The 20,499-nt window shown below is 46.2% G+C and carries 12 protein-coding genes and 1 pseudogene; 9 read left to right on the forward strand and 4 right to left on the reverse strand.

From position 1 onward, the window contains the following. Positions 1-317 precede the first annotated feature (317 nt). Positions 318-563 (reverse strand): hypothetical protein, encoded by a 246-nt coding sequence (locus tag QT987_RS10190; protein ID WP_333239480.1) that lies wholly within the window; start codon positions 561-563, stop codon positions 318-320. 869 nt (positions 564-1,432) lie between these two features. Here QT987_RS10190 and QT987_RS10195 point away from each other — a divergent pair. Further along, positions 1,433-5,125, forward strand: coding sequence for a chemotaxis protein CheB (locus tag QT987_RS10195; RefSeq protein WP_333239482.1), 3,693 nt, complete (start codon positions 1,433-1,435; stop codon positions 5,123-5,125). A gap of 230 nt (positions 5,126-5,355) precedes the next feature. On the opposite strand, the gene QT987_RS10200 is transcribed toward QT987_RS10195, so the two are convergent. Beyond that, positions 5,356-7,143 (reverse strand): efflux RND transporter periplasmic adaptor subunit, encoded by a 1,788-nt coding sequence (locus tag QT987_RS10200; protein WP_333239485.1) that lies wholly within the window; start codon positions 7,141-7,143, stop codon positions 5,356-5,358. 172 nt (positions 7,144-7,315) lie between these two features. On the opposite strand from QT987_RS10200, the gene QT987_RS10205 reads away from it, so the two are divergent. The 3 genes from QT987_RS10205 to QT987_RS10215 all read left to right on the forward strand — a co-directional run bounded on the left by QT987_RS10205 (position 7,316) and on the right by QT987_RS10215 (position 9,926). Continuing rightward, positions 7,316-7,447: a hypothetical protein gene (locus QT987_RS10205; RefSeq protein WP_333239487.1), complete on the forward strand. Its 132-nt coding sequence runs from the start codon at positions 7,316-7,318 to the stop codon at positions 7,445-7,447. Between the two features lie 115 nt (positions 7,448-7,562). After that, positions 7,563-8,696 carry an AI-2E family transporter gene (locus QT987_RS10210; RefSeq protein WP_333055658.1) on the forward strand — a complete coding sequence of 378 codons (1,134 nt, stop codon included), beginning with the start codon at positions 7,563-7,565 and terminating at the stop codon, positions 8,694-8,696. Positions 8,697-8,858: 162 nt separating this feature from the next. Further along, complete coding sequence (locus tag QT987_RS10215; protein ID WP_333239489.1) at positions 8,859-9,926, forward strand: ABC transporter permease; 1,068 nt, start codon at positions 8,859-8,861, stop codon at positions 9,924-9,926. A gap of 257 nt (positions 9,927-10,183) precedes the next feature. Here the strand turns inward: QT987_RS10215 and QT987_RS10220 are convergent. Next, positions 10,184-10,369 (reverse strand): annotated as a pseudogene (locus QT987_RS10220) (ATP-binding protein); the annotation flags it as partial. 82 nt (positions 10,370-10,451) lie between these two features. Here QT987_RS10220 and QT987_RS10225 point away from each other — a divergent pair. Continuing rightward, a complete protein-coding gene (locus tag QT987_RS10225; protein ID WP_333239493.1) occupies positions 10,452-11,729 on the forward strand; it encodes a tetratricopeptide repeat protein in 1,278 nt (425 codons plus the stop codon). A 285-nt stretch (positions 11,730-12,014) separates the two neighbouring features. On the opposite strand, the gene QT987_RS10230 is transcribed toward QT987_RS10225, so the two are convergent. Next, the gene (locus QT987_RS10230) at positions 12,015-15,428 is read right to left on the reverse strand and encodes a PAS domain S-box protein (RefSeq protein ID WP_333239495.1); all 3,414 of its coding nucleotides are present in this window, start codon (positions 15,426-15,428) and stop codon (positions 12,015-12,017) included. A gap of 622 nt (positions 15,429-16,050) precedes the next feature. On the opposite strand from QT987_RS10230, the gene QT987_RS10235 reads away from it, so the two are divergent. From QT987_RS10235 to QT987_RS10250, 4 genes are all read left to right on the forward strand, one after another. Continuing rightward, positions 16,051-16,395 (forward strand): hypothetical protein, encoded by a 345-nt coding sequence (locus tag QT987_RS10235; RefSeq protein WP_333055663.1) that lies wholly within the window; start codon positions 16,051-16,053, stop codon positions 16,393-16,395. Between the two features lie 223 nt (positions 16,396-16,618). Beyond that, positions 16,619-17,644: an ABC transporter permease gene (locus tag QT987_RS10240; protein ID WP_333239497.1), complete on the forward strand. Its 1,026-nt coding sequence runs from the start codon at positions 16,619-16,621 to the stop codon at positions 17,642-17,644. A gap of 207 nt (positions 17,645-17,851) precedes the next feature. Then, positions 17,852-18,592, forward strand: a complete 741-nt coding sequence (locus QT987_RS10245; protein ID WP_333239499.1) for a hypothetical protein — start codon at positions 17,852-17,854, stop codon at positions 18,590-18,592. 643 nt (positions 18,593-19,235) lie between these two features. Beyond that, positions 19,236-20,276, forward strand: a complete 1,041-nt coding sequence (locus tag QT987_RS10250) for a hypothetical protein (protein ID WP_333239501.1) — start codon at positions 19,236-19,238, stop codon at positions 20,274-20,276. The last annotated feature ends 223 nt before the right edge of the window (positions 20,277-20,499 follow it).

The raw sequence follows: 20,499 nt of genomic DNA on the forward strand, positions 1-20,499 counted from the left end.
GGCGTCCCGCCCGTCCACTCATGACGGGCGGGACGCCCATCCCACAATAACAATTAAAATTGTAAGTTATTTAATTCGCGATCCTAAGTATATCAAGTTTGTCCTGCACTTTTAACCTCTTAAAATTAAGGCGTAAAAAAAACTTTAGTAGCGACTCAGCCTCGCTACAGAAATTGTACAAAAATTGCGCTATGAATGAAAGCGTTGGCTAGATACTATACACATCAAAAACCACGTATTTATTGATGAAACAGTGGCAGCGATCGCACAACCGAGCTATGATACTGTGGCGGAGCAAAATGTCATCGCCTCGCTTCCTAACATTGACAAAGAGTTAGCGGCTTGGGATCGCACATTCCGATCGTGCGATCGAACTGTATCATTTTTAACAGCGCAGCCATTGAGTCCGTAGTTTCAGTCTGCCGCCACACCACAAACTCGCGATCGTCCACTTTCCTCAGCAACATCGGTAGCGACACCGCAGAATAGCCCTTTCTCACAGCCCTTACCCCCGGCAGCCTGTCTTGAGAATCCGAACTTTGCAGCGCTGCTGGGATTTCCATAATTTCCCGAAGCCAATTAAAATATATTTTTGTTACTTTTCTTGACAAGTTTAGCTAGGATTGCCGGATTTTGGGAAGGTTAAAAAAAAATCAGTTATTAGATTGTGTCTGCCAATTAACAGCCTCAAACTTCAACCCCAGAAGAAGTTCAGAAAGTAATTGCTGAATTTGAGCAATATTGGCAACGGCCGAGCGACGATACCCTGGAAATGACTAAAAAGGTAAAAATGCCTCAAGAAGTCGTGATGAGACACTTAGAAAATCATCCCAAGATAGTTTACATCGACGGGGCACTAGCGAATTTGCGATGCCACAACCTGCCTAAAAACGAAATTAATTGCTGTTCTGTAGGGTGTTCTGTTTTCTTAAGTTTATCTACTTAATTGTACAGTTTTCTTTTCCCGCAGCTTCTCCCTAGCCGCACTGCTTGAGAAGGGCGGACAAGAGTCGGGTTTCCAGTTTCTTGATGAGTTGGCGGATTTAGGGGAACCGGACTCTAGGGAAAACCTTCATAGAATTGCTACGATCGCAGAATGTAGTAAATTTACTCTTTCTCTACTTTGAACAGGACAATTAGTAGAATTTATGACGGACTTAAACTCTCACGCTTGTCGCCTTTGATCAAGGTAGTATGGCTCTCAATAATAATAATAATAATAATAATAATAATTTGAAAATCCCTCGCGTAGAGTGCGCCTCATCAATATATCTCCAGGTAGATTCCAGACTCTTCATTTTATGGGTATCTGTTAGAGATATAATAAAAATAAAAATAAAAATTTCTCATAATCTATCTTCCAACAGCCAGATATATGGTATAAAAAATGACTTATAAAAAGAAGGCCAAGAAATCTAAACCTAAAGCTGGTATGAAAGCTGAAGAAAAGCAGCAAAACAATCAAAACGACTTATTTCCTGTAGTCGCAATAGGAGCCTCCGCAGGTGGATTGGAAGCCTTTATGCAATTACTGAGCCATTTGCCGATCGATACCGGCATGGCGTTTGTAATAATTCAGCATATGTTGCCGAATCAGGGAAGTGTGTTGAGTGTGATTCTGGCTCGATCGACCCAGATGCCCGTCCATGAGGTGACAGATGGGATGCTAATAACACCGAATCAGGTCTACGTCATCCCCCCGAATTGCAGCATGACCATCGATCGAGGGGTGCTGAAGCTAACGCCTCGCGGCAGAGGACGCGGGGTATTTATGTCCGTCGATACTTTTCTGTTGTCCCTCGCCGAAGAACGGGGGAACAAAGCCATCGGCGTCGTTTTGTCCGGGGGCGACGGCGATGGTGCTCAAGGATTAAAAGCGATTAAGGCTGCAGGCGGTATTACTTTTGCCCAATGTGAAGAATCGGCACAAGTCAGCAGTATGCCGAATACTGCGGTGGCTACGGGTCAGGTAGACTTTATCTTGACACCGGAAAAAATTGCTCAGAAAATATCACAGATCGGCCGTCATCCCTACATTGCAGAGGGGCCTGCGACAGAATCCACCAGCAGCGAAGATGCGATCGCAAATAAAGATGCGATCGCCACGATCTACAGTTTGCTGCGGGCGGCTACAGGAGTTGACTTTACTAACTACAAGCAAACCACCTTGAAGCGGCGGATACATCGGCGGATGTTACTCTACAAGCTCGAACGCATTGAAAATTATGCCGAATATCTCCAAAACACCCCAACAGAAGTAACCGCGCTGTATCACGATGTCTTAATTCATGTCACCAGCTTTTTCCGCGATCCCGAAACCTTTGATGCCTTAAGCAGCAATGTTTTTCCCGCAATTGTCCAAGATAAATCGCCGAAAAAACCGATCCGAATTTGGATTGCCGGCTGTTCCACGGGTGAAGAAGCTTACTCGATCGCCATTTGCTTGCTAGAGTTTTTAGCAGCTCGCTCTACTAACCTGCCGATTCAGATTTATGCCACAGATATCAGCGAAAGTGCGATCGCGATCGCCCGCAGTGGATTTTATACCCAGGCCCAAGTCGCGGATATTTCACCTGAACGCCTAAATCGCTTCTTTGTCCAAGTCGAGGGCGGATACCAAATCGCTAAGCCCGTGCGCGAACTCTGCGTCTTTGCTAGACAAAACCTGATCGCCGATCCGCCCTTTTCCCGGATGGATTTGATTACCTGTCGGAACGTGCTGATCTATCTGGGGCCGCTGTTGCAGAAAAAACTGCTGCCAATGTTCCACTATGGGCTTCGGCCCGCAGGCTTTTTGCTGTTAGGTACTTCGGAAACGGTTGGTGAGTTTTCAGAATTGTTTGCGCTATTGGATAAAAAGAATAAAATTTATACTAAAAAACTGGTATCGCATTGGCTCAGGATGGATTTAAATGCTAGCAACTATCCTCTGACAGCCGTCAACCCTGCACCGGTGCACACGGAAAGATTGGACGAAATCGAAATGGAGAAAGAAGCCGATCGCATTGTTTTGAATCACTATGCCCCCGTCGGGGTCGTGATTAACACAGCCAGCGAGATTCTGCAATTTCGTGGACAGACAAATCCCTACCTAGAACCGGCTCCCGGTAGGGCGAGCTTTAGCCTGCTGAGAATGGCAAAAGAAGGATTGCGCGTGGAACTGCGAACTGCAATTCAAGAAGCCTCACAGCAGAAGCAGCCGATCGCACGGGCAGGCTTGCAAGTTAAAGAAGGCGAGATCATCCGGCAGGTCGGAATTAATGTGATTCCATTCCAAGCCGGCGCTGTGGCAAAAGACTATTTTTTAGTGTTGTTTAAAGAGGAGCCCCCGATATGTGCAATCCCGGCTGCTGCTGACGATGGTAGAGTCAATTCCGATGCTTCACAGCGTGAAAGTCAGGAGATTGCAAGGCTGCTAGAGGAACTGAAAACCACAAAAGAACATCTCGGAGCGATCGTCCAAGAACATCAAGCAGCTAATCAAGATTTGAGAGCCGCCAACGAAGAGATTTTGTCCAGCAACGAAGAGTTGCAAAGCATGAATGAGGAACTCGAAACGGCGAAAGAAGAAATTCAGGCAACCAATGAAGAACTCAACACGATTAATGACGAATTGCAGCGGCGCAATGTGGAATCGACTCAGGTAAGCAACGATTTAGAGAATCTGCTGACCAGCATCAATATTCCGATCCTGATGCTGGGAAACGACCTGCGAATCCGCCGGTTTACTCCCGCAATTGAAGGCATCTTCAACTTGATTTCTGCCGATATCGGGCGGTCTTTGAGCGACATCACTCACAAGTTGATAGTACCGGAGTTAGAGCAATGGATTTTAGGGGTGATCCGCACGCTCAATTTGAAAATTCAGGAGGTTCAAGATCGAGACGGTCGTTGGTACGATCTCCACATTCGACCCTATCGGACGATCGACAACAAGATTGATGGCGCTGTGCTGATGTTGGTGGATATCAACGAGCTAAAAGTGAGCGCCCAGCATTTGATGGAAGCGAAAAATTACGCCGAAACGATCGTGGAAACCGTGCGGGAACCATTGCTAGTGTTAGATCTCGACCTGCGGGCGATCACCGCCAATCGTTCTTTCTACGAGACGTTTCAGGTGATGCCGAGCCAAACTGAGCAGCGCTCATTGTTCGATCTGGGTAATGGACAGTGGAATATTCCCAAGTTGCGATCGCTCCTCAAAGAAATTCTGGGAGGCACTCCCCAGTTTCAAGATGTTGAGGTCGAGCATGACTTTGAGCATATTGGGCATAAAATAATGCAGCTCAATGCCCGCAAAATGCCTCCGATTGGCGATACACAGATGATTCTGTTGGCGATCGAGGATATCACGGAGCAAAGACTGTTGGAGACAGAACGCAGCCTTCGGATGCAAGAACAATCGGCTCGTGCGGCTGCTGAGGAGACCAACCGCGTCAAAGATGAGTTTTTGTCCGTCCTCTCTCACGAACTGCGGACGCCGCTCAATGCGATGATTGGCTGGGCACAGTTGCTGCGCCTGAAAAAATTTGACGAGGCTAAAACCAACGAGGCGCTAAAAACGATCGAGCGCGCCGCCAAAGCACAAAACCAACTCATCGATGACATATTAGACGTTTCGCGGATTACCACAGGCCAATTTCGGCTCAATGCTTCTGAAATTGAGCTCAATCCACTGGTTGAAAATGCGATCGCGGTAATTGGTTTCGCAGCAGAAGCCAAAAATATTCAACTTGAATCCAGGCTAAGTCCTTTACAACCAAAGATTTTGGGCGATCCAACTCGCTTACAACAAGTGGTGTGGAATCTACTTTCAAACGCGATTAAATTCACCCCAGCCGAAGGCAGAATTGACATCGCATTAGACTACATTGATGGCATGGCTCAAATCCAAGTTACCGATACTGGTAAAGGCATTGACCCTGATTTTCTCCCCTATGTGTTCGATCGCTTCCGTCAGGCGGATAGTAGCTTCTCTCGCAGAGACTCAGGATTAGGGCTAGGATTGTCGATCGTCCGTCATTTAGTAGAACTCCACGGCGGTACTGTTAGTGCAACAAGTTCGGGTGAGGGACAAGGGGCAACGTTTACCGTGAGGTTGCCGCTACGAGCAGATATGCCATGACAGTTAGACGCTAATATTTACCAAAGACATAATTGATATGAATTCCGGTTACACCGTCCGTGATTGTTGACTGTTGACTGTGCTTTATATTATGCAATCCCCGTAGACGTGCGTAATCGAAATATTGGCAGTGGTTATCGGGGTTCATCAGCGTTTATCTGCCTTCATCTGCGGTCAAAAAAGGCAATAATCTCTAAATAACCCTAACTCTAAATAACCCTAACCCATAACTATTTACCAACCTTAACCTCAGCGCCATCCTTCAGAAAACCAGTCCCAGTAACAACCACCCGATCGCCCGCCTTCAAACCTTTTTTAACCACCACCTTAGCAGCAGTCAAATCGCCCACAGCACCCCCGGAAATTTCCCCAAGTTCCACCGGTTGAGCCTGCACCTTGTTTTCGCCCACAAGTTTGTAAACCATAGAACTGCCATCAGATTGCGGTACAATAGCTTTAGCAGGGACTTTCAAACCTTGAGCCGTTGTCGTAGAAATGGATGCGCGCAAAAACATTCCCGATCGCAAAAACTCACTTGTCGGCAAATCAATCTTCACCGTAGCTTGCCGATTTTGCGGGTCAACTACCGGCGAAATCTCTCGTACAGTTCCTGACAACTTAATCCGCTTGTCAGAATCCGAAGTAATTTGCACTGCTGTTCCCGGCCGCACTTGCGAAACCTGACTTTCCGGTACTTTCAATTGCAGTTCCAGCTTGTTGTCGCGAATAATCGAAAATAGTTTTTGACTTCCCGAAGAAACATCGCCAACTCGACCAATTCTTTCAGCCACAGTGCCACTATCCGGCGCTCGAACAATTGTTTGTTCTAGTTGAGTTTGTAACTGTTTGACTTGTGCATCATTGCTGCGGACACTTGCTGCGTTATTTCCCACATTTGCTCTGGCACTACTGACACTCGCTCCGGCCGTATTCACTTTAGCACGAGCGCTGGCGAGAGCCGCTCTAGCCGTACTGATATTAGCTTCCGCAGTAGCTACTCTAGCAAGAGAAGATTGCACTTCTTCCGCTGCTTTATTCTGTTCTTGCAAAGCTGTATTCAAGTCAGCTTTAGCTTTGTTCAAGTCTTGAACAGCAGTCTGCCGCTCTGTCTTTCGCCTTTCCAAATCTTGCTGACTAATTACTCCCTGAGCCGCCAAATCTTGGGTGCGATTTACTTCTCTTTGAGCTTGATCTAATTTAGCCTGAGCGGAGGCAATGCCAGCTTTAGCTTGAGTGACACCGGCTTTAGCTTGTTCCACACCAGCCCTTGCTTGCCCGACGCCTGTTTTGGCTTGCGCTGCGTCAGCGATGGCTTTTTCAACGCCAGCTTGGGCTTGAGCCACGCCTGCTTGGGCTTCTTGTTGGGCTGACTCGGCTTGCTGTACCTGAGCTTGGGCTTGCTCTACCGTAGAATTGGCCGATTGTACTTCCGCAAGCGCTTCGGCAATTTGCGATCGTAGCACCGAATCGTCCAAAACCGCCATCGTCTGACCTTTTTCTACCACATCCCCTTCATTCACCAACACCTGCTTAATTTGCAAACCGTTGGCTTGTGGTAGCACCGGTAGCAAGTCATAGGCTGCCACGGTGCCCGTCGCTTGCAGAGTTTCACCCACCTGGGCAGATTCCACAGGCGCGACTGTCACCGTCGGAGCAATCGCCTGCTGAGTTGCCGAGGGAATTGGAGCTGCAGGCGGCGAACTCTGATTGCCCCCAGTCAATTTTACTGCTAGCAACGTTGCAGCCACGCCAATCCCTGCGCCCGCCAACAAGGCAGGCCACCTGATTTCTTTGCTGGGCCCAACTTCAGTTACTTCTGGTTCCCAAACTTGTTCCGCCTCGATTTCTGGAACTTCCAGCGCAACTTCTCGTTCATCATCCTCACCGGAGAATTGCCAGCGAGATTTGTCTGAGACTTCACTTTCAGCTACATCCACTGCTGAGTTCCTTTCGCGCCCGCTCTCCACGGGGGAAAGGGGTTGCTTTTCTTCGGCTTCTGAAAAAACTTGATTAGTCACGGTAGTTCCTCTCGCCAGTATGAGCCTGTGCTTTTGATATTGTAAAGAAAGATTACGATAATATTTACTTTATTTTAGCGGAGGGCCTCTGGATTAACGCTTCCTCCTTTTGGGTGAGTGTGGCGCACTTTCACCCTACAATGGCGATTTTAATTAAATTTGCTCAAAGTTTGTGCGATCGACATTTAATTTGATCGGTCTCTGGGGCATACTGAATATTAGCGTGATTCCCGATCGTGGGGTCGATCGGGCTGGCCTTGTCTGTCCCGAAGCGGTTTTGCCGTCACCAGCTTATCAATACTGAGAGCATTTAGTCTAATCTTGAACTGATTATTGCTAATCTATACTCTAATGTGTTTCTCGTAGAACCCGACAAATCGGGTCAGGAAATTGTACCAGTTTAATTGACAAAAATCACAATGAATAGCGTCTTTTCTCCCGTCCAACAGTTTCTAATTACTTGGCTACTAATGCTAGTGACGGGATGGTTTACCCTGACTGCTGTCAGTTATGTTGGGGAACTGGTCAGCATTTTAGTAACAGCGGGACTCATTGCATTTTTATTAAATTATGCAGTAAAAAGACTGCAAGTATTTTTGCCTCGGGGAGTAGCGGCGGGGCTGGTTTATTTAACAGCAGGTGTGGTAGTAATAGTAATCGGTTTAACTATTGTGCCGCCCGTGTTCAGCCAAGCGAGACAGTTGGGGGTGAGGTTCCCGGATTTGCTGGAGTCGGGGCGACTGCAGCTAGCTGAATTTCAAGCATGGAGTGCCGAGCGCAATTTGCCGTTTAACGTGCAAATATTGGAGCAGCAGTTATCAGCGAAAGTGCAGGAACAAGTGCAGGCGCTCGCAGGTACGAGTTTAGGCTTAGTTGTCGGTACTGTTAACTGGTTTTTGGACTTGATTTTTATTGTGGTGATTTCCTTTTATATGCTCCTAGACGGGCAAAGAGTTTGGCAGGGTTTGACCAGTATTTTTTCCCCAGACATTCGCTATGTTTTAACAGAGACTTTGCAGCGAAACCTCCAGCGATTTGTATCGGGACAGTTATTGCTGGGACTATTGATGGCCATCTCGTTGACTCTGGCTTTTTGGTGGCTGCAAGTTCCGTTTTTTCTGTTGTTTGCCGTGTTTATAGGATTGACGGAAATAATTCCGTTTATTGGAGCAACTTTGGGAATTGGCACTGTTAGTATAATTGTAGCGTTTATTGATTGGTGGCTGGCGCTACAAGTGTTGGTAGTGGCGATCGGTCTCCAGCAAATCAAGGATAATTTAGTAGCTCCCCGAATCATGGGCAATCTCACCGGATTGAGCCCGGTAATTATTTTCACAGCTTTGCTGTTAGGAGGTAGAGTGGGAGGATTGTTGGGAGTTATCCTGGCAATTCCGCTCACTGGGGTTGTAAAAAGTATAGTAGAAATTGTACTCAATCCCAAATTGCCACCCCAAACAGGCTCGTTTTTCTACAATCCTTTTAGCGGCGAGGAATTGGGGAAAATACCCGAAGATGAAACTCGAATAATCTTGGTCGCAGATGAACAAAAGTAGTCTAATTGTTGTAGTAAGTAATTCTGTTATGAAAAACTTTATAATTCAGTAATTAATTTTTGGCTGCTGAGTTCATCAATAAAAAACTAAAGTCTCTACAAATAAATTTAAGCACTTTAGTCTTGATTACTAACCAACTTAAAATCTCAAACCTAAAAACTTATGAAATGGTGGCAAAATCTTAGAAAAAATCCTCTAGCTCGGTTAGGAGCCGTGCTACTGTTAATTTTTTATACAGTCGCACTCTTTGCCGAATTTGTGGCACCTTACGACCCCTACGACTCTCAATTAGACGGTTCATTATTGCCGCCGACTCAGATTTATTTAACCACCCAAGACGGGCGATTTATCGGGCCCCACGTTTATCCGACTACTCAGGGCCCAGTGGATGCGAATACCGGCGCTCGCGAGGTAATTGTAGACTGGCAAAAACCATCGGCTGTCGGTTTGTTTGTCAAAGGTTCTCCCTATAATTTTTTAGGAGTTTTGCCATTAGATAGGCATCTTTTTGGCACTACAGGAGAAGGTCAAATTAACATTTTAGGCACGGATGAACAAGCGCGCGATCAATTCAGCCGCTTAGTACACGGCAGCAGAATCAGCCTCAGCATCGGTTTAGTAGGAATAGCAATTTCTTTTCCATTGGGATTGTTAATCGGAGGCATATCTGGTTATTTCGGCAGTTGGATTGATAGTATTTTAATGCGTTTCGCCGAAGTATTGATGACGATTCCCGGTCTTTATTTATTAGTAGCGCTAGCAGCAGTGTTGCCGCCGGGATTGACAAGTGCTCAGCGATTTATATTGATTGTGCTGATTACTTCATTTATCAATTGGGCGGGTTTAGCGCGGGTGATTCGCGGCCAGGTACTGTCAATTAAACAACGAGAATTTGTGCAAGCGGCGCGGGCAATGGGCGCCAATCCAATTTATATTATTGTCCGCCACGTTTTGCCACAAACTGCTACTTATGTAATTATTTCTGCTACTTTGGCGGTTCCGGGTTTTATTGTGGCGGAGTCGGTTTTGAGTTTAATTGGCTTGGGAATTCAACAGCCCGATCCTTCTTGGGGAAATTTACTATCCCTGTCTACTAATGCTTCAATTTTAGTGTTGCAGCCTTGGTTGGTTTGGCCTCCGGCGATACTGATTATTTTGACTGTTTTGGCGTTTAATTTATTGGGGGATGGGTTGCGGGATGCTCTCGATCCGAGAAGCATTCAAAGGTAATGGGGACTGGGTAATTGGTAAGTGGGAATTCAAAGATTTGTCGGGGCGGGTTCACCCAAATTTATATCATCAATTCCCAGAACTAAAAAACCCGCCTTCACCCATCGCAGATACTCAAAAAATTGTTCCGCAATCAGGGTTAATTGGTTTGGTGGGGGCGGGTTTATGAATATTTTGGATGTGAACCAAAGATTGTTGGTGAACCCGCCCCTACGAGATTTGGTAATAGAAGTATAGCTCAAAAATACCCAGATTAGTTAAGGATTAACAGGTAAGCGGATGGTAAAAGTAGAACCCACACCCTCCTGACTTTTTACGGAAATATTGCCACCCATCATTCGGCAAAAACGCTGGCTGATTGCTAGTCCCAAAGCGGTGCCGCCGTACTTGCGCGTGGTAGAAGCGTCTGCTTGGGTAAAGGGTTGGAAAATGTGCTGCAACTGTGGGGTACAATTTTCTTAAAGTATATACCTGCAATTTGCGGTAAACTTTTTTCAGGAATCTACTAATTATTCAAGTCCGATCGTGAAATTAGAATTTGCCTTAGCTCAATATACGGATGCTCTCGCTCACCTAAAATTGGCCAAGTCTGAACCCTCAGAAATAGCCATTCTCCATATTTTAGTTACTCGCGATGCCATCAAAGAAGCACTCAGCGAGAAAACCCAGCTTTCTGTGGAAAGTTTGGCTAAACTACTCGAATTAGACAACTTCCTGAAACAACAAGCCAATGCGATCGCCCGAGGAGCAAAATTAGCAGAATGGCGAGCTACATTTCACCCCTCCCCAGAAGCTTGGTGGTGGTTCCTCGAACCGACTTCCCACGAGGAAGTTTCCCCCTCAAATCGCTTAGATTGGTTGTTCAACGGGCTGACAATCGCTGGATTGGCAGGGGTAGCGGCTTATATGACAACCTTCGCTCAACTCTTTGCCACGGGAGGAATCAGCTTCGCTGAGAGCTTTGGTCTGCTCGGACAAGGAGGGTTGCTTCTGACGGTAATCCACACCTTGCAGGACACAGGACAAGAACAGATTAAAAATATCCTCAAAAAACTCAATATTGCTCCGCAGTTTCACAGTCAAGCAACCTTGGGTATTACCGCAATGTTATTGTTGGCTTCTGTGGGAGTCTATAACTCTTTGCCTCGGATTGGGGACTGGAACTATCGAGAAGGAAAAAAACTCTACGAAAGAGGTTTACTGGAAAAAGCCAAAGGGAAATACGAGCAAGCGGCCAAAATAAACCCCAATAATTGGGAGATTCCAATTGCCTTGGGACAAATCTACGAATCTTTAGGATCTATAGATTTAGCGAGGAAGGAATATGAAAAAGTGTTAAACCTAGGGGAGGCTCGCGCCTTTAATAATTTAGGTCGCGTTTATATTAGTAAAGACGATAGAGTTACCGCTGAAACTTTACTGCGGATGGGAGTACAACGGGTGAGGAAAGAAGATGCTCAACTCAATTATGAACTGCATCTAAACTTGGGCTGGATACTGCTCAAACAAAAACAGTATCAAGCGGCTGAAAAAGAACTTCGACAAGCAGTTGCTATTGACCAAGCAATTGAAGGAAAACAGCTCGGTGGAGGGATGGCTTATTGCTTGCTAGAAGATGTTCTGGAAGAAAAAAAAGATATAAAAGAGAAACCCCGCTGGAGAAAAATGTGTTTGGAGAGTGCTCGTCCCGAAACGCTTGAGCAGTATAAATGGTTTATTGAAACTGGAAAACAAGAGATCGCCGATCAGATAGATACTACGGGGGTGGTGAATGGAGAATCTAACCCAAGTACACAGCCGTAATGAGTAAGATAAAAGTAAAAAATAGACCTCTTGCAAAAGTCCTTTTCATAAATTTATTGGACGGGCAAGATGCCCATCCCACAAGAAAAAATAACTCTTGTGGGATGGGCATCTTGCCCGTCCTAGTTATTTTTGCAAGAGGTCTAATAAAACCTAAACACAAGGTTATTTTTACTTTTCGTTTCCCTAGTTGGTTTGTATTCCCCTTTTTTTAGGGAAACTTCTTTTGTAAGGTGCGCCAGCATTCTTTTTTTCTGAAATTGAATGCTGCGTGTGCCATCCACCCTAATTTTGCAGATTAACTGGCAACCAGATCGTAAAAGTAGAACCAACACCCTCCTGACTTTTTACGGAAATATTGCCGCCCATCATTAGACAAAAACGTTGGCTGATTGCTAGTCCCAAACCGGTGCCGCCGTACTTGCGCGTGGTGGAAGCGTCTGCTTGGGTAAAGGGTTGGAAAATGTGCTGCAACTGCTCTGGAGTCATCCCAATTCCTGTATCTGTACAATTAATAACTAAAAATTCTTTACTAGCAATTGAAGATTGAGAACTTGTGGCAGGTTCCGAAGTGTTTTCTTGTTTTGCTTCGCTGCTGTCGCCCGCGATTTTTTCTCGGCTGGCTGTGAGGGTAATTGTACCGTTTTGAGTGAATTTGGCGGCATTGCTCAGCAAATTTAATAAAATCTGCTGCACTTTGGTAATGTCACCGTGCATAGTGCCGATATTCGTAATTTGGTGCAAGTTTAGAGTGTTGCCGTTTTTCTCAATTAGCGGTGCGGCGGTGGATGCGACTTCTTCAATCAAGGCGGCAATGTCGAAGGTTTCTAAGTAAAGATCCATGCGGCCGGCTTCGATTTTAGAAATGTCGAGAATGTCGTTAATTAGCGATAGCAAGTGTCGGCCGGAAGTGCGAATTTTGTCTAAATCTGGGGTGAGTTCATCGTAACCCAATTCTGCGGTTTCTTCTTGGAGCATTTCGCTGTAGCCGATGATGGCATTCAGAGGTGTTCGCAGTTCGTGGCTCATGTTTGCCAAAAATGCGCTTTTTGCGGTGGAAGCGGCTTCGGCTGCTTCTAGGGCGAGTTGCAAGGCGGATTCAAAGACTTTTCGATCGCTAATATCCTCGACGCTGCCTTCATAGTAGAGTACCTCGCCATTGGCGTCGCACACTGCACGCGCGCTTTCGGAAATCCAAATTACCTTGCCATCAACGCGGTAAACTTGTGACTCAAACCCCGAAACTTCTCCGAATTCTTCCATCACCCGCATAAACTTGTCGCCCTGCTGAGGATTGACGTAAGCTTGCTGTTTGATGTTGGTGAGATTTGATGTCAATTCTTCGGGAGTGGCGTAGCCATAGATGCGGGCTAAAGCTGGATTTACGCTCAAGAAGTGGCCTTCGGGGGTTCTTTGAAAAATGCCTTCGACTGCATTTTCAAAGATGCTACGATATTTTTGTTCTGCTTGACGCAAAGCACTTTGTGTACGATCGCGCTCGCTGGCTTCGATCGCCAATGATACCAAATCTGCCAGGGAAGCAGCAAAATTTTGTTCTTCTAATGTCCAGTTACGAGGAGTTCCCACTTGTTCGATACAGATAACTCCGACTGTTTGTCCTCCCAGCCGCACCGGCGCATCTAAGGTTGATGTAGTACCCACTTGTGAAAAGTAAGATTCCACAAATTCTCTGGTTCTCACATCTGAGAGAGCGTCATCAGCGGCGATCGTCCGGTGTTCTTCCAAAGCTTTAAAATAAGCTGGATAGTCTGCTGCTGCGAGTTCGGCACCTTGGGAATGGTGCGGGTTGCTGCGGCTAAATTGGTCGAGACAGTGCAGTTTCGAGCGGCTTTCATCGTACAACCAAGCTCCGGCTCGTTCTGCATCTAGGGTATGAGTAGCTGCTTCGGTAATTTGCCTAAAAGCTACTTGCAAATCGCCTCGATACAGCGCTTTATTTCTTGCCAATTCTACCAAAACCGTATTTTGTTTGAGCAATTGTTTTTGCCTGTGGCGTCGCGCCGATTCGGCTCGCTTCTGTTCGGTAATGTCGCGAGCTACCACAATGACGGATTCTTCGGAAAGCGGTGAAATGCTGGCGGCAAAACAAACTTCGCGGTCGTCAATGGTTAAATTGTACTCGATACTGACAGTTTGTTGAGTATCTAAAGCTGTTCGGATGTGGTTGAGAAAATTGTTGGCTGTAGCTTGCGGAAACACCTCTGTGAGTCTTTTGCCTACTAATTCTTCGATTGGTTTGTAGAGCAGAGAAAGATTTGTGGGGGCGATTTTTAAATAGCGACCGCTGGCGTCGAGAACTATAATTAATTCGCTCATGGCTGCAAACAAAGCCCGCAATTCTGCTTCGGCGGCTTCGAGTTCTGCCGTCCGCTCTGCTACTCGCTGTTCTAAACTAGAGTTGGTTTGTTCTAGAGCAACAAAAGACGATCGCAATTGTCTAGCCATTTGATTGAAAGACTGAGCTAGGAGATCGATTTCTTTGAATCCTTGAACTTCGACTTCGCCGTTTAATTCTGCGGAAGTGAAGTCGGATGACTCAGACATTTTTGTTAAAGCTTTGGAAGCTTGCAACAATCGGGTAATCGGTGTGACAACCCAGCGAGAGGTAAATATTCCGAGAACGATCGCCAGTACCAAGGCAAAAAAGCACAATAAGATAGTTGTGCGAGTGTTGGCGTTAATTTGCTCCATAAAGTCTGCTTCCGGGATTGCGACTACAATCAGCCAATCGAGGCCGCGGCCGTCTTGCAGGGGAGCAACGGTAATGAATTGACGTTTGCCGTCTATATCGAAGGTAAACTGTCCTTTGCTGTCAATTTGTTCAAAACTACCAAATCGTTGTTGTAAGTATGTGGAAGCCGATCGAATTAGCAAATTTTTGCTCCTAGTCGCCAACAGCCGTTCTTGTCCGTCTTGGCCGGTGACAAAAGGCAATTCGTCTGTGGAACTGGCGACTATTTTCCCGCTGCGTTCGATCGCAAAAACTTGTCCTGACGGGCTAATTTTGATGCTTTTGAGAAAATCGCTGATTTGAGAAAGAGTCAAGTCAATAGCCAATACCCCCTGCAGGTTTCCTGTTTCATTGTAAATAGGCATCACCGGCGTAATCCCCAGAACTGGCGAGGCTGCGAAGGGGTAGATGGGAGACCAAGTGGCTTTTCCTGACTGTTTGGCAGCTTTGTACCACGGTCTAGTACGGGGGTCATAGGGGACGATTTGGATTAGCTCAGTGCGATTTCCTTGGCTATCTAGGCGATAAATTTCGCGGTTTGGAGCGGTTGATTCGTCTCTGATGTATACTAAGTGTTCTGCTTCTCGCTTGAGCAAGACGAATCTGCCCTGTTCGTCGCCATAGTAAATGGTTGTATTTCGATCGCTCAGCTTGGTCTGGTTCCACAAATAGCGCTCTAAGTTGGGCAAGTCTTCCGGGTCTAAGTTGCCAGAGGCGATCGCAGCAGTATTCATTTGTAGAAATAAATGAGATACATCCCCAAAACTGCGGAAATTTTCTTTGGTTCTGGCTGCAACTTCCAAGCTTAACCTCGTAGCAAGGTCATTAACGGCTTTCTGGCCGTTGCGAAACGACAGCCATCCAGTCACGCCGACTGCTACGGAGATTTGTACCACCAGCGGTATCAACAAGACTAGGCTTAGTGACATCTTGGGGGAGCTTTTCATCAGACAACTGCTTAAATTTTTAAATAACATCAATATTCTGACACCTACCGGGTTTGCGTATCATTTGTCGTTTAAAACATACCCTAGATATAATTTACAAAGTTGTACAGCAATAGTGAAGTGGGGTGGCCGGTCGCTCAAAACTTGGCTGAGATTTCCACCGCTACTGTAAAAACTTGTAATACTAATCATGCCACTACTTGTGTGAATGTGGCGATCGCTCTGCAGACTCCCGATAAAAAAGTCACACGCCGTAAAAAATGCAACTTTAGGCCCGTGTTCCCCATCCTGGTTGTCATCAGTCATTGCCAATTATTCAATTTTTTAATCTAAACTTTTTAATCTAAAATAAGCTCACTTTTTGCGGGTGGGAATTCTCTTCCTTACGCCCGGTTAATAAAAATTTTATTTTCATTTTTTCTACAGTCCCAGGACAAATGTAAATTCTGTGACAATCTGGTGTTAAAAAATTTGCTATTAATAAGATAAGCCGCCAAAATCCAGATCGACTACAAAGAGGATAATTGAAGCATCTGCATTTCATCAACGCCAGCAAAGTAAAGCGTTTTTAGCTTTTTTGGACGATCGACATTTGGGCAAAATAATACTTCTGGAGGATGACATGAACTATACATTTGAAATCCTGGGCGTATCTCCAACTTTAACATTTTTTAACCAGCAGCAGGAATTGCTGCAACAACAGCAGCCGTCCGGTGTAGAATACTTGGCAAACCGAAAGTGCACTCTCGATGCGTTTGTGGCATCCGTAGAGACAGTTTCTCCTCAGCAAGGCTGGGATGTCGATCGAGTTGTAGACACCGTGATTAGTTTCTGGATGAACAACTCTGATAGCATCCAGTATTGGAGACACAGGCTGCAGGATGCCGGCAGCGAAAACTTGTTAGTAGCCAGAGTAGGCGATATCAAGTCTTTGCAAGCTGCATTTGAATCGCTGCTGGGCGAATAGGAAAATCGGGAATGGCGAAAAAGTCGATCGACTTTTTCGCTAAAACTGAGATATTGCACCATTCTCAATCATCCTTTCAGGCCGTTGCTCAGAGCAACGGCCCACAATAAAATTTATCTGTTGTGGAACAGGCATCTTGCCTGTTCTTGAGAATAGTGCAAGATGTAAGTAACATCCACTCAACTGTCTCTTTCCAATTTCCAATTGGCAATTCCCAAATATTATGTCTCGTTCCAAAGCCCTACAATCTTATATTTTTCTCCGCTTGCTTCTGGCACCGCTAATGTTGTGGACAATCACCACAGCAGTATTTTTGCTCTTGCGGGCTACTCCGGGCGACCCCATAGATGCCATTCTCGGCTCACGAGCTCCCGCAGCCGCCAAAGAAGCAATGCGAGCTCAACTCGGTCTCGACGCACCCCTGTGGCAGCAATATCTCAACTACATGAAAGACTTATTCAGTCTGAACTTGGGAACATCCATCACCACTCGCGGACAAACCGTGTGGCAAATTATCGGAGATTATTTCCCCGCTACAGTGGAATTAGCAGTTTGTAGCATGGCCATAGCTTTAATTGTTGGCATCAGTATCGGTTCCCTGGCAGCATCCCGCCCCAACACTATTTTCGATGCTGTCGGCCGTTTGTTTGGCATTATCACTTACTCACTGCCGGCTTTTTGGGCCGGTATGGTTTTGCAATTAATTTTCGCAGTGCAGTTGGGATGGTTTCCTTTGGGAACTCGCTTTCCCGTCACATTCCCCGCCCCCGAAGGCTACACAGGACTATACACTATTGACAGCCTCCTGAGCGCTAACCCTGGTCAGTTTCTCACATCTTTGCATTATTTGGCACTTCCGAGTTTGACGTTGGGGATTCTTTTGAGCGGCATTTTCGAGCGGATTGTCAGAGTGAATCTCAAGCAAACTTTGCAAGCAGATTATGTCGAAGCAGCTAGAGCTAGAGGAATTCCCGAATTGCAGATTTTATGGGCTCACGCTCTGAAAAATGCGCTAATTCCGGTGATTACTGTCTTAGGATTGACTTTTGCTGCACTGTTGGGCGGTGCTATTTTAACAGAGGTTACTTTTTCTTGGCCGGGGTTGGCAAATCGCCTTTACGAAGCGATTAGCTTGCGGGATTATCCAACTGTTCAAGGTATTGTGGTGTTTTTTGCGGCAATTGTCGTAATTGCCAGCATTGTAATTGATATTTTGAATGCTTACGTTGACCCGCGAATTCGGTACTAAAAATATCAAGGAAGAAGGGCAACGGATGCTCTACTTTTGCACTTAGCCTTTTTCTACCTGTACTTTCTGCGTTCGCGAGATGTTTTAGCCAGGGGTGGGCCTGTAGAAGCAGTTATCAAAAAGATCGATCGGCTTTTAGAGTGACGACACTTGGCATTGTATGGGCAATACTGGAGAAAATAAACTTTAACATTTGAGGAAACGCTGATGAGATTATTGCGAACAATCGCCGCTCTATCGGCGGCCTTGACCCCACTGATGGCTGAAGCTGCCTTTAGCCGTCCCATGCCGGGAACAGCCGATTTTCCCAGAGCCTCAAACCCCCAAGTAAATGTGCCGGTTTGCTTCATCGAAACTCCAGGCGGCACAACTTTTGATTTAGTCAGTTTGTGCGGCAGCAACGCTGCTCCCCAAAACACTAATCCGGTTGCGGGCAATGCTCCTGCAAATAACCCCAATGCAAGCACTCCGCCTCCTCCCCCGAACCCCAACGCCATCACCAGAGATGCTGTCGGCACCCCGATAACTACTCCTACTGGCACGGCAAATCCCAACAATCCCAACAATGTCAATCCGGGAACTTCGCCCGCAGGCACTCCCAATGCCACTCCGGGGACTTCGCCCGCAGGTACTCCCAATAATCTGACTCCGGGAACTTCGCCAACCACCAATCCCAATAATCTCAATCCGGGAACAGCGCCGAATACCAATCCGAATAATCTAAATCCGGGAACAGCGCCGAATACCAATCCGAATAATCTCAATCCGGGAACAGCGCCGAATACCAATCCCAATAACAGTGCGTCTCCCACGGGTGGAACTGCTGGCGACAGCAACAGCGATTTAGTTCCCAATCGCAATCTCAATCTTCCGAGAGTGCCGCCGAGTTCGTTTGGCCCTGGAGGTGTTGCACCGACTAGAGATGCGATTGATGGCCCCCGCCAGTAATAGGCGAAGTGTCAATCGATTTTAGATTTTAGATTTTAGATTTTTGATTGACTTGCGCGAGATAAATACGTTCGGCAAGTTTCATCGGATACAGGTTTTTTATTTCTGGACGGATGAATCACGTGGCGGGTATCCTGAATGCTTTCGGTCAGAACTTTCATCACAGAAACCGGGTTTCTCGGAAACGTTCTCTTTTTCAGGGATATTTCAGCCGCGAGAAAGCCGGAATATTTATTTGCCTGCATAATATTGATGTTAGGTGCGATCGGCATATTTGGTAGCACAGTAGCCAAATAAAAGTTAAGCTAAGAACTTGTAGACGCTATCGGCTAAGCACTCTTTTAAAACTGGACAACCAGGTAGAAGCAGTGATAGATAGCTAGCTTTAATCCGTAACAGGATTAGTTATCAGCACAGGTTAAAATTATTACCAGGCGGGTGCTCGCCAGCTCCAAGTTCTCAAGCTAAACCATTCAACAGGCATATTTTTGTTAAGCCCGTGTGGTTTGGAAAGTACCGGCTGATAACATTAGCAAGACAAAATTAACCCGATTATTCGGAGGCTCTTCATGAGCAAAATATTTGTTTTAATAAATTGGAACAAAATTGCTCTAGACCCGATCACACTTGAGGAGGAAATCTAGTGTCAAACTTAGTTCAACGCTTAGAAATAACCGCTCATCCGCAACTAGAAAAATCCCTCGGCTATCGAGGAGATAGTCGCTGGGTAGCTTGGCGCTGGGAACCCGACATCGACCAACTTATTTCCAGCGACGGCAAAACAGTCGGGACTGGCAATAATATGGCTTGGCTGGTGTTTTTGCAGCACGATTTAGTCGATCCTGCCGTACAAGAGTACCACCTCGCCGAGGGCGATCGCTACTGGCTGCTTTTAGACACCGAAACTAGAAATCTCTACGTCGGCGAAGGGAAAACGGTTCAAAGTCTGCTCGAACAGCCGGAAAGTTTAGGTTTATTGGCCTGTCTTGATGGCGGGAATGCCGATCAAACTGGTGAAACTTGGCAGCAAACGCTATCTCAACTAACAGCCAAACCAGTTGTTCGCAACCTCACAAATGCCCTTCCTTTCGGTATCGCGGCCGCTTTGATAGGTGCTTTAGGCATCGGAACCGGATTGTGGGTAGTACCGGCAGTGCAGCAGAAACTAGCCGAAAAAACAGCTTTTGTTTCCCCAATTAGTTCTGGCGCCAACTGCGGGCTTGGCGGTTCCGACGATTTTTCAGCTTATATTGGTTCATCAAGCGGAAACAAAGAACTTCATTTAATAGGCGTTTACGAAGCCAATGCGGATCACAAGAACCGAGATTTATCACAAAGTGCGATCGAAATCAAAGTAGAACGCCGAAACAAGCCCATAATTCTCGCACTTTCAGCTTATGAACCGGTGCAGTGGAACATTACCGCAGAACCGGGCGCAGTTATCGAAAAAATCATCGTTAACGGATACCACAACCAAACTGTTTCAGGAGTTTCGGGAATTCCGGTAGAAGAGCACAGCTACGAAGAAACCGGAAACAATCTCGGCGACTTTATGTACAACTGGGGTGCTACCGCTGACACTTCCAATACTTCTTCCCTCGTTACTAAATTGGAACAGATAAACAGCACCAGTTTAACTTCTTTTCAAGGATGCTACAGAGGTAAGAACTTTACGATTAAGTAATAATTATTGATTATTTTGGGGTAGGGAAACGGCACTGCCGTCTCCTCAATAGCCATGTTGTCGATGGGTTGTATCAACAGACCACTCGCAAGGGTAATTTCATCATCTAATGCGGTTGATTTTACCCCTTAGCCGAAATCAGGACACGGCAGTGCCGTTTCCCTACAATTAATCGGGCGATGCTTACATCGTCACCAGGACGATTATTTTGGGGCTAGGGAAA

Source organism: Microcoleus sp. SVA1B4 (assembly GCF_036700545.1).
Taxonomy (GTDB): Bacteria; Cyanobacteriota; Cyanobacteriia; order Cyanobacteriales; family Microcoleaceae; genus Microcoleus.

Excerpts from the sequence above, each read along its gene's own strand:
- QT987_RS10190 (WP_333239480.1), bottom strand. The coding sequence starts at position 563 with ATGGAAATCCCAGCAGCGCTGCAAAGTTCGGATTCTCAAGACAGGCTG.
- QT987_RS10195 (WP_333239482.1), top strand. The coding sequence starts at position 1,433 with ATGAAAGCTGAAGAAAAGCAGCAAAACAATCAAAACGACTTATTTCCT.
- QT987_RS10210 (WP_333055658.1), top strand. The coding sequence starts at position 7,563 with ATGAATAGCGTCTTTTCTCCCGTCCAACAGTTTCTAATTACTTGGCTA.
- QT987_RS10215 (WP_333239489.1), top strand. The coding sequence starts at position 8,859 with ATGAAATGGTGGCAAAATCTTAGAAAAAATCCTCTAGCTCGGTTAGGA.
- QT987_RS10230 (WP_333239495.1), bottom strand. The coding sequence starts at position 15,428 with ATGAAAAGCTCCCCCAAGATGTCACTAAGCCTAGTCTTGTTGATACCG.
- QT987_RS10235 (WP_333055663.1), top strand. The coding sequence starts at position 16,051 with ATGAACTATACATTTGAAATCCTGGGCGTATCTCCAACTTTAACATTT.
- QT987_RS10240 (WP_333239497.1), top strand. The coding sequence starts at position 16,619 with ATGTCTCGTTCCAAAGCCCTACAATCTTATATTTTTCTCCGCTTGCTT.
- QT987_RS10245 (WP_333239499.1), top strand. The coding sequence starts at position 17,852 with ATGAGATTATTGCGAACAATCGCCGCTCTATCGGCGGCCTTGACCCCA.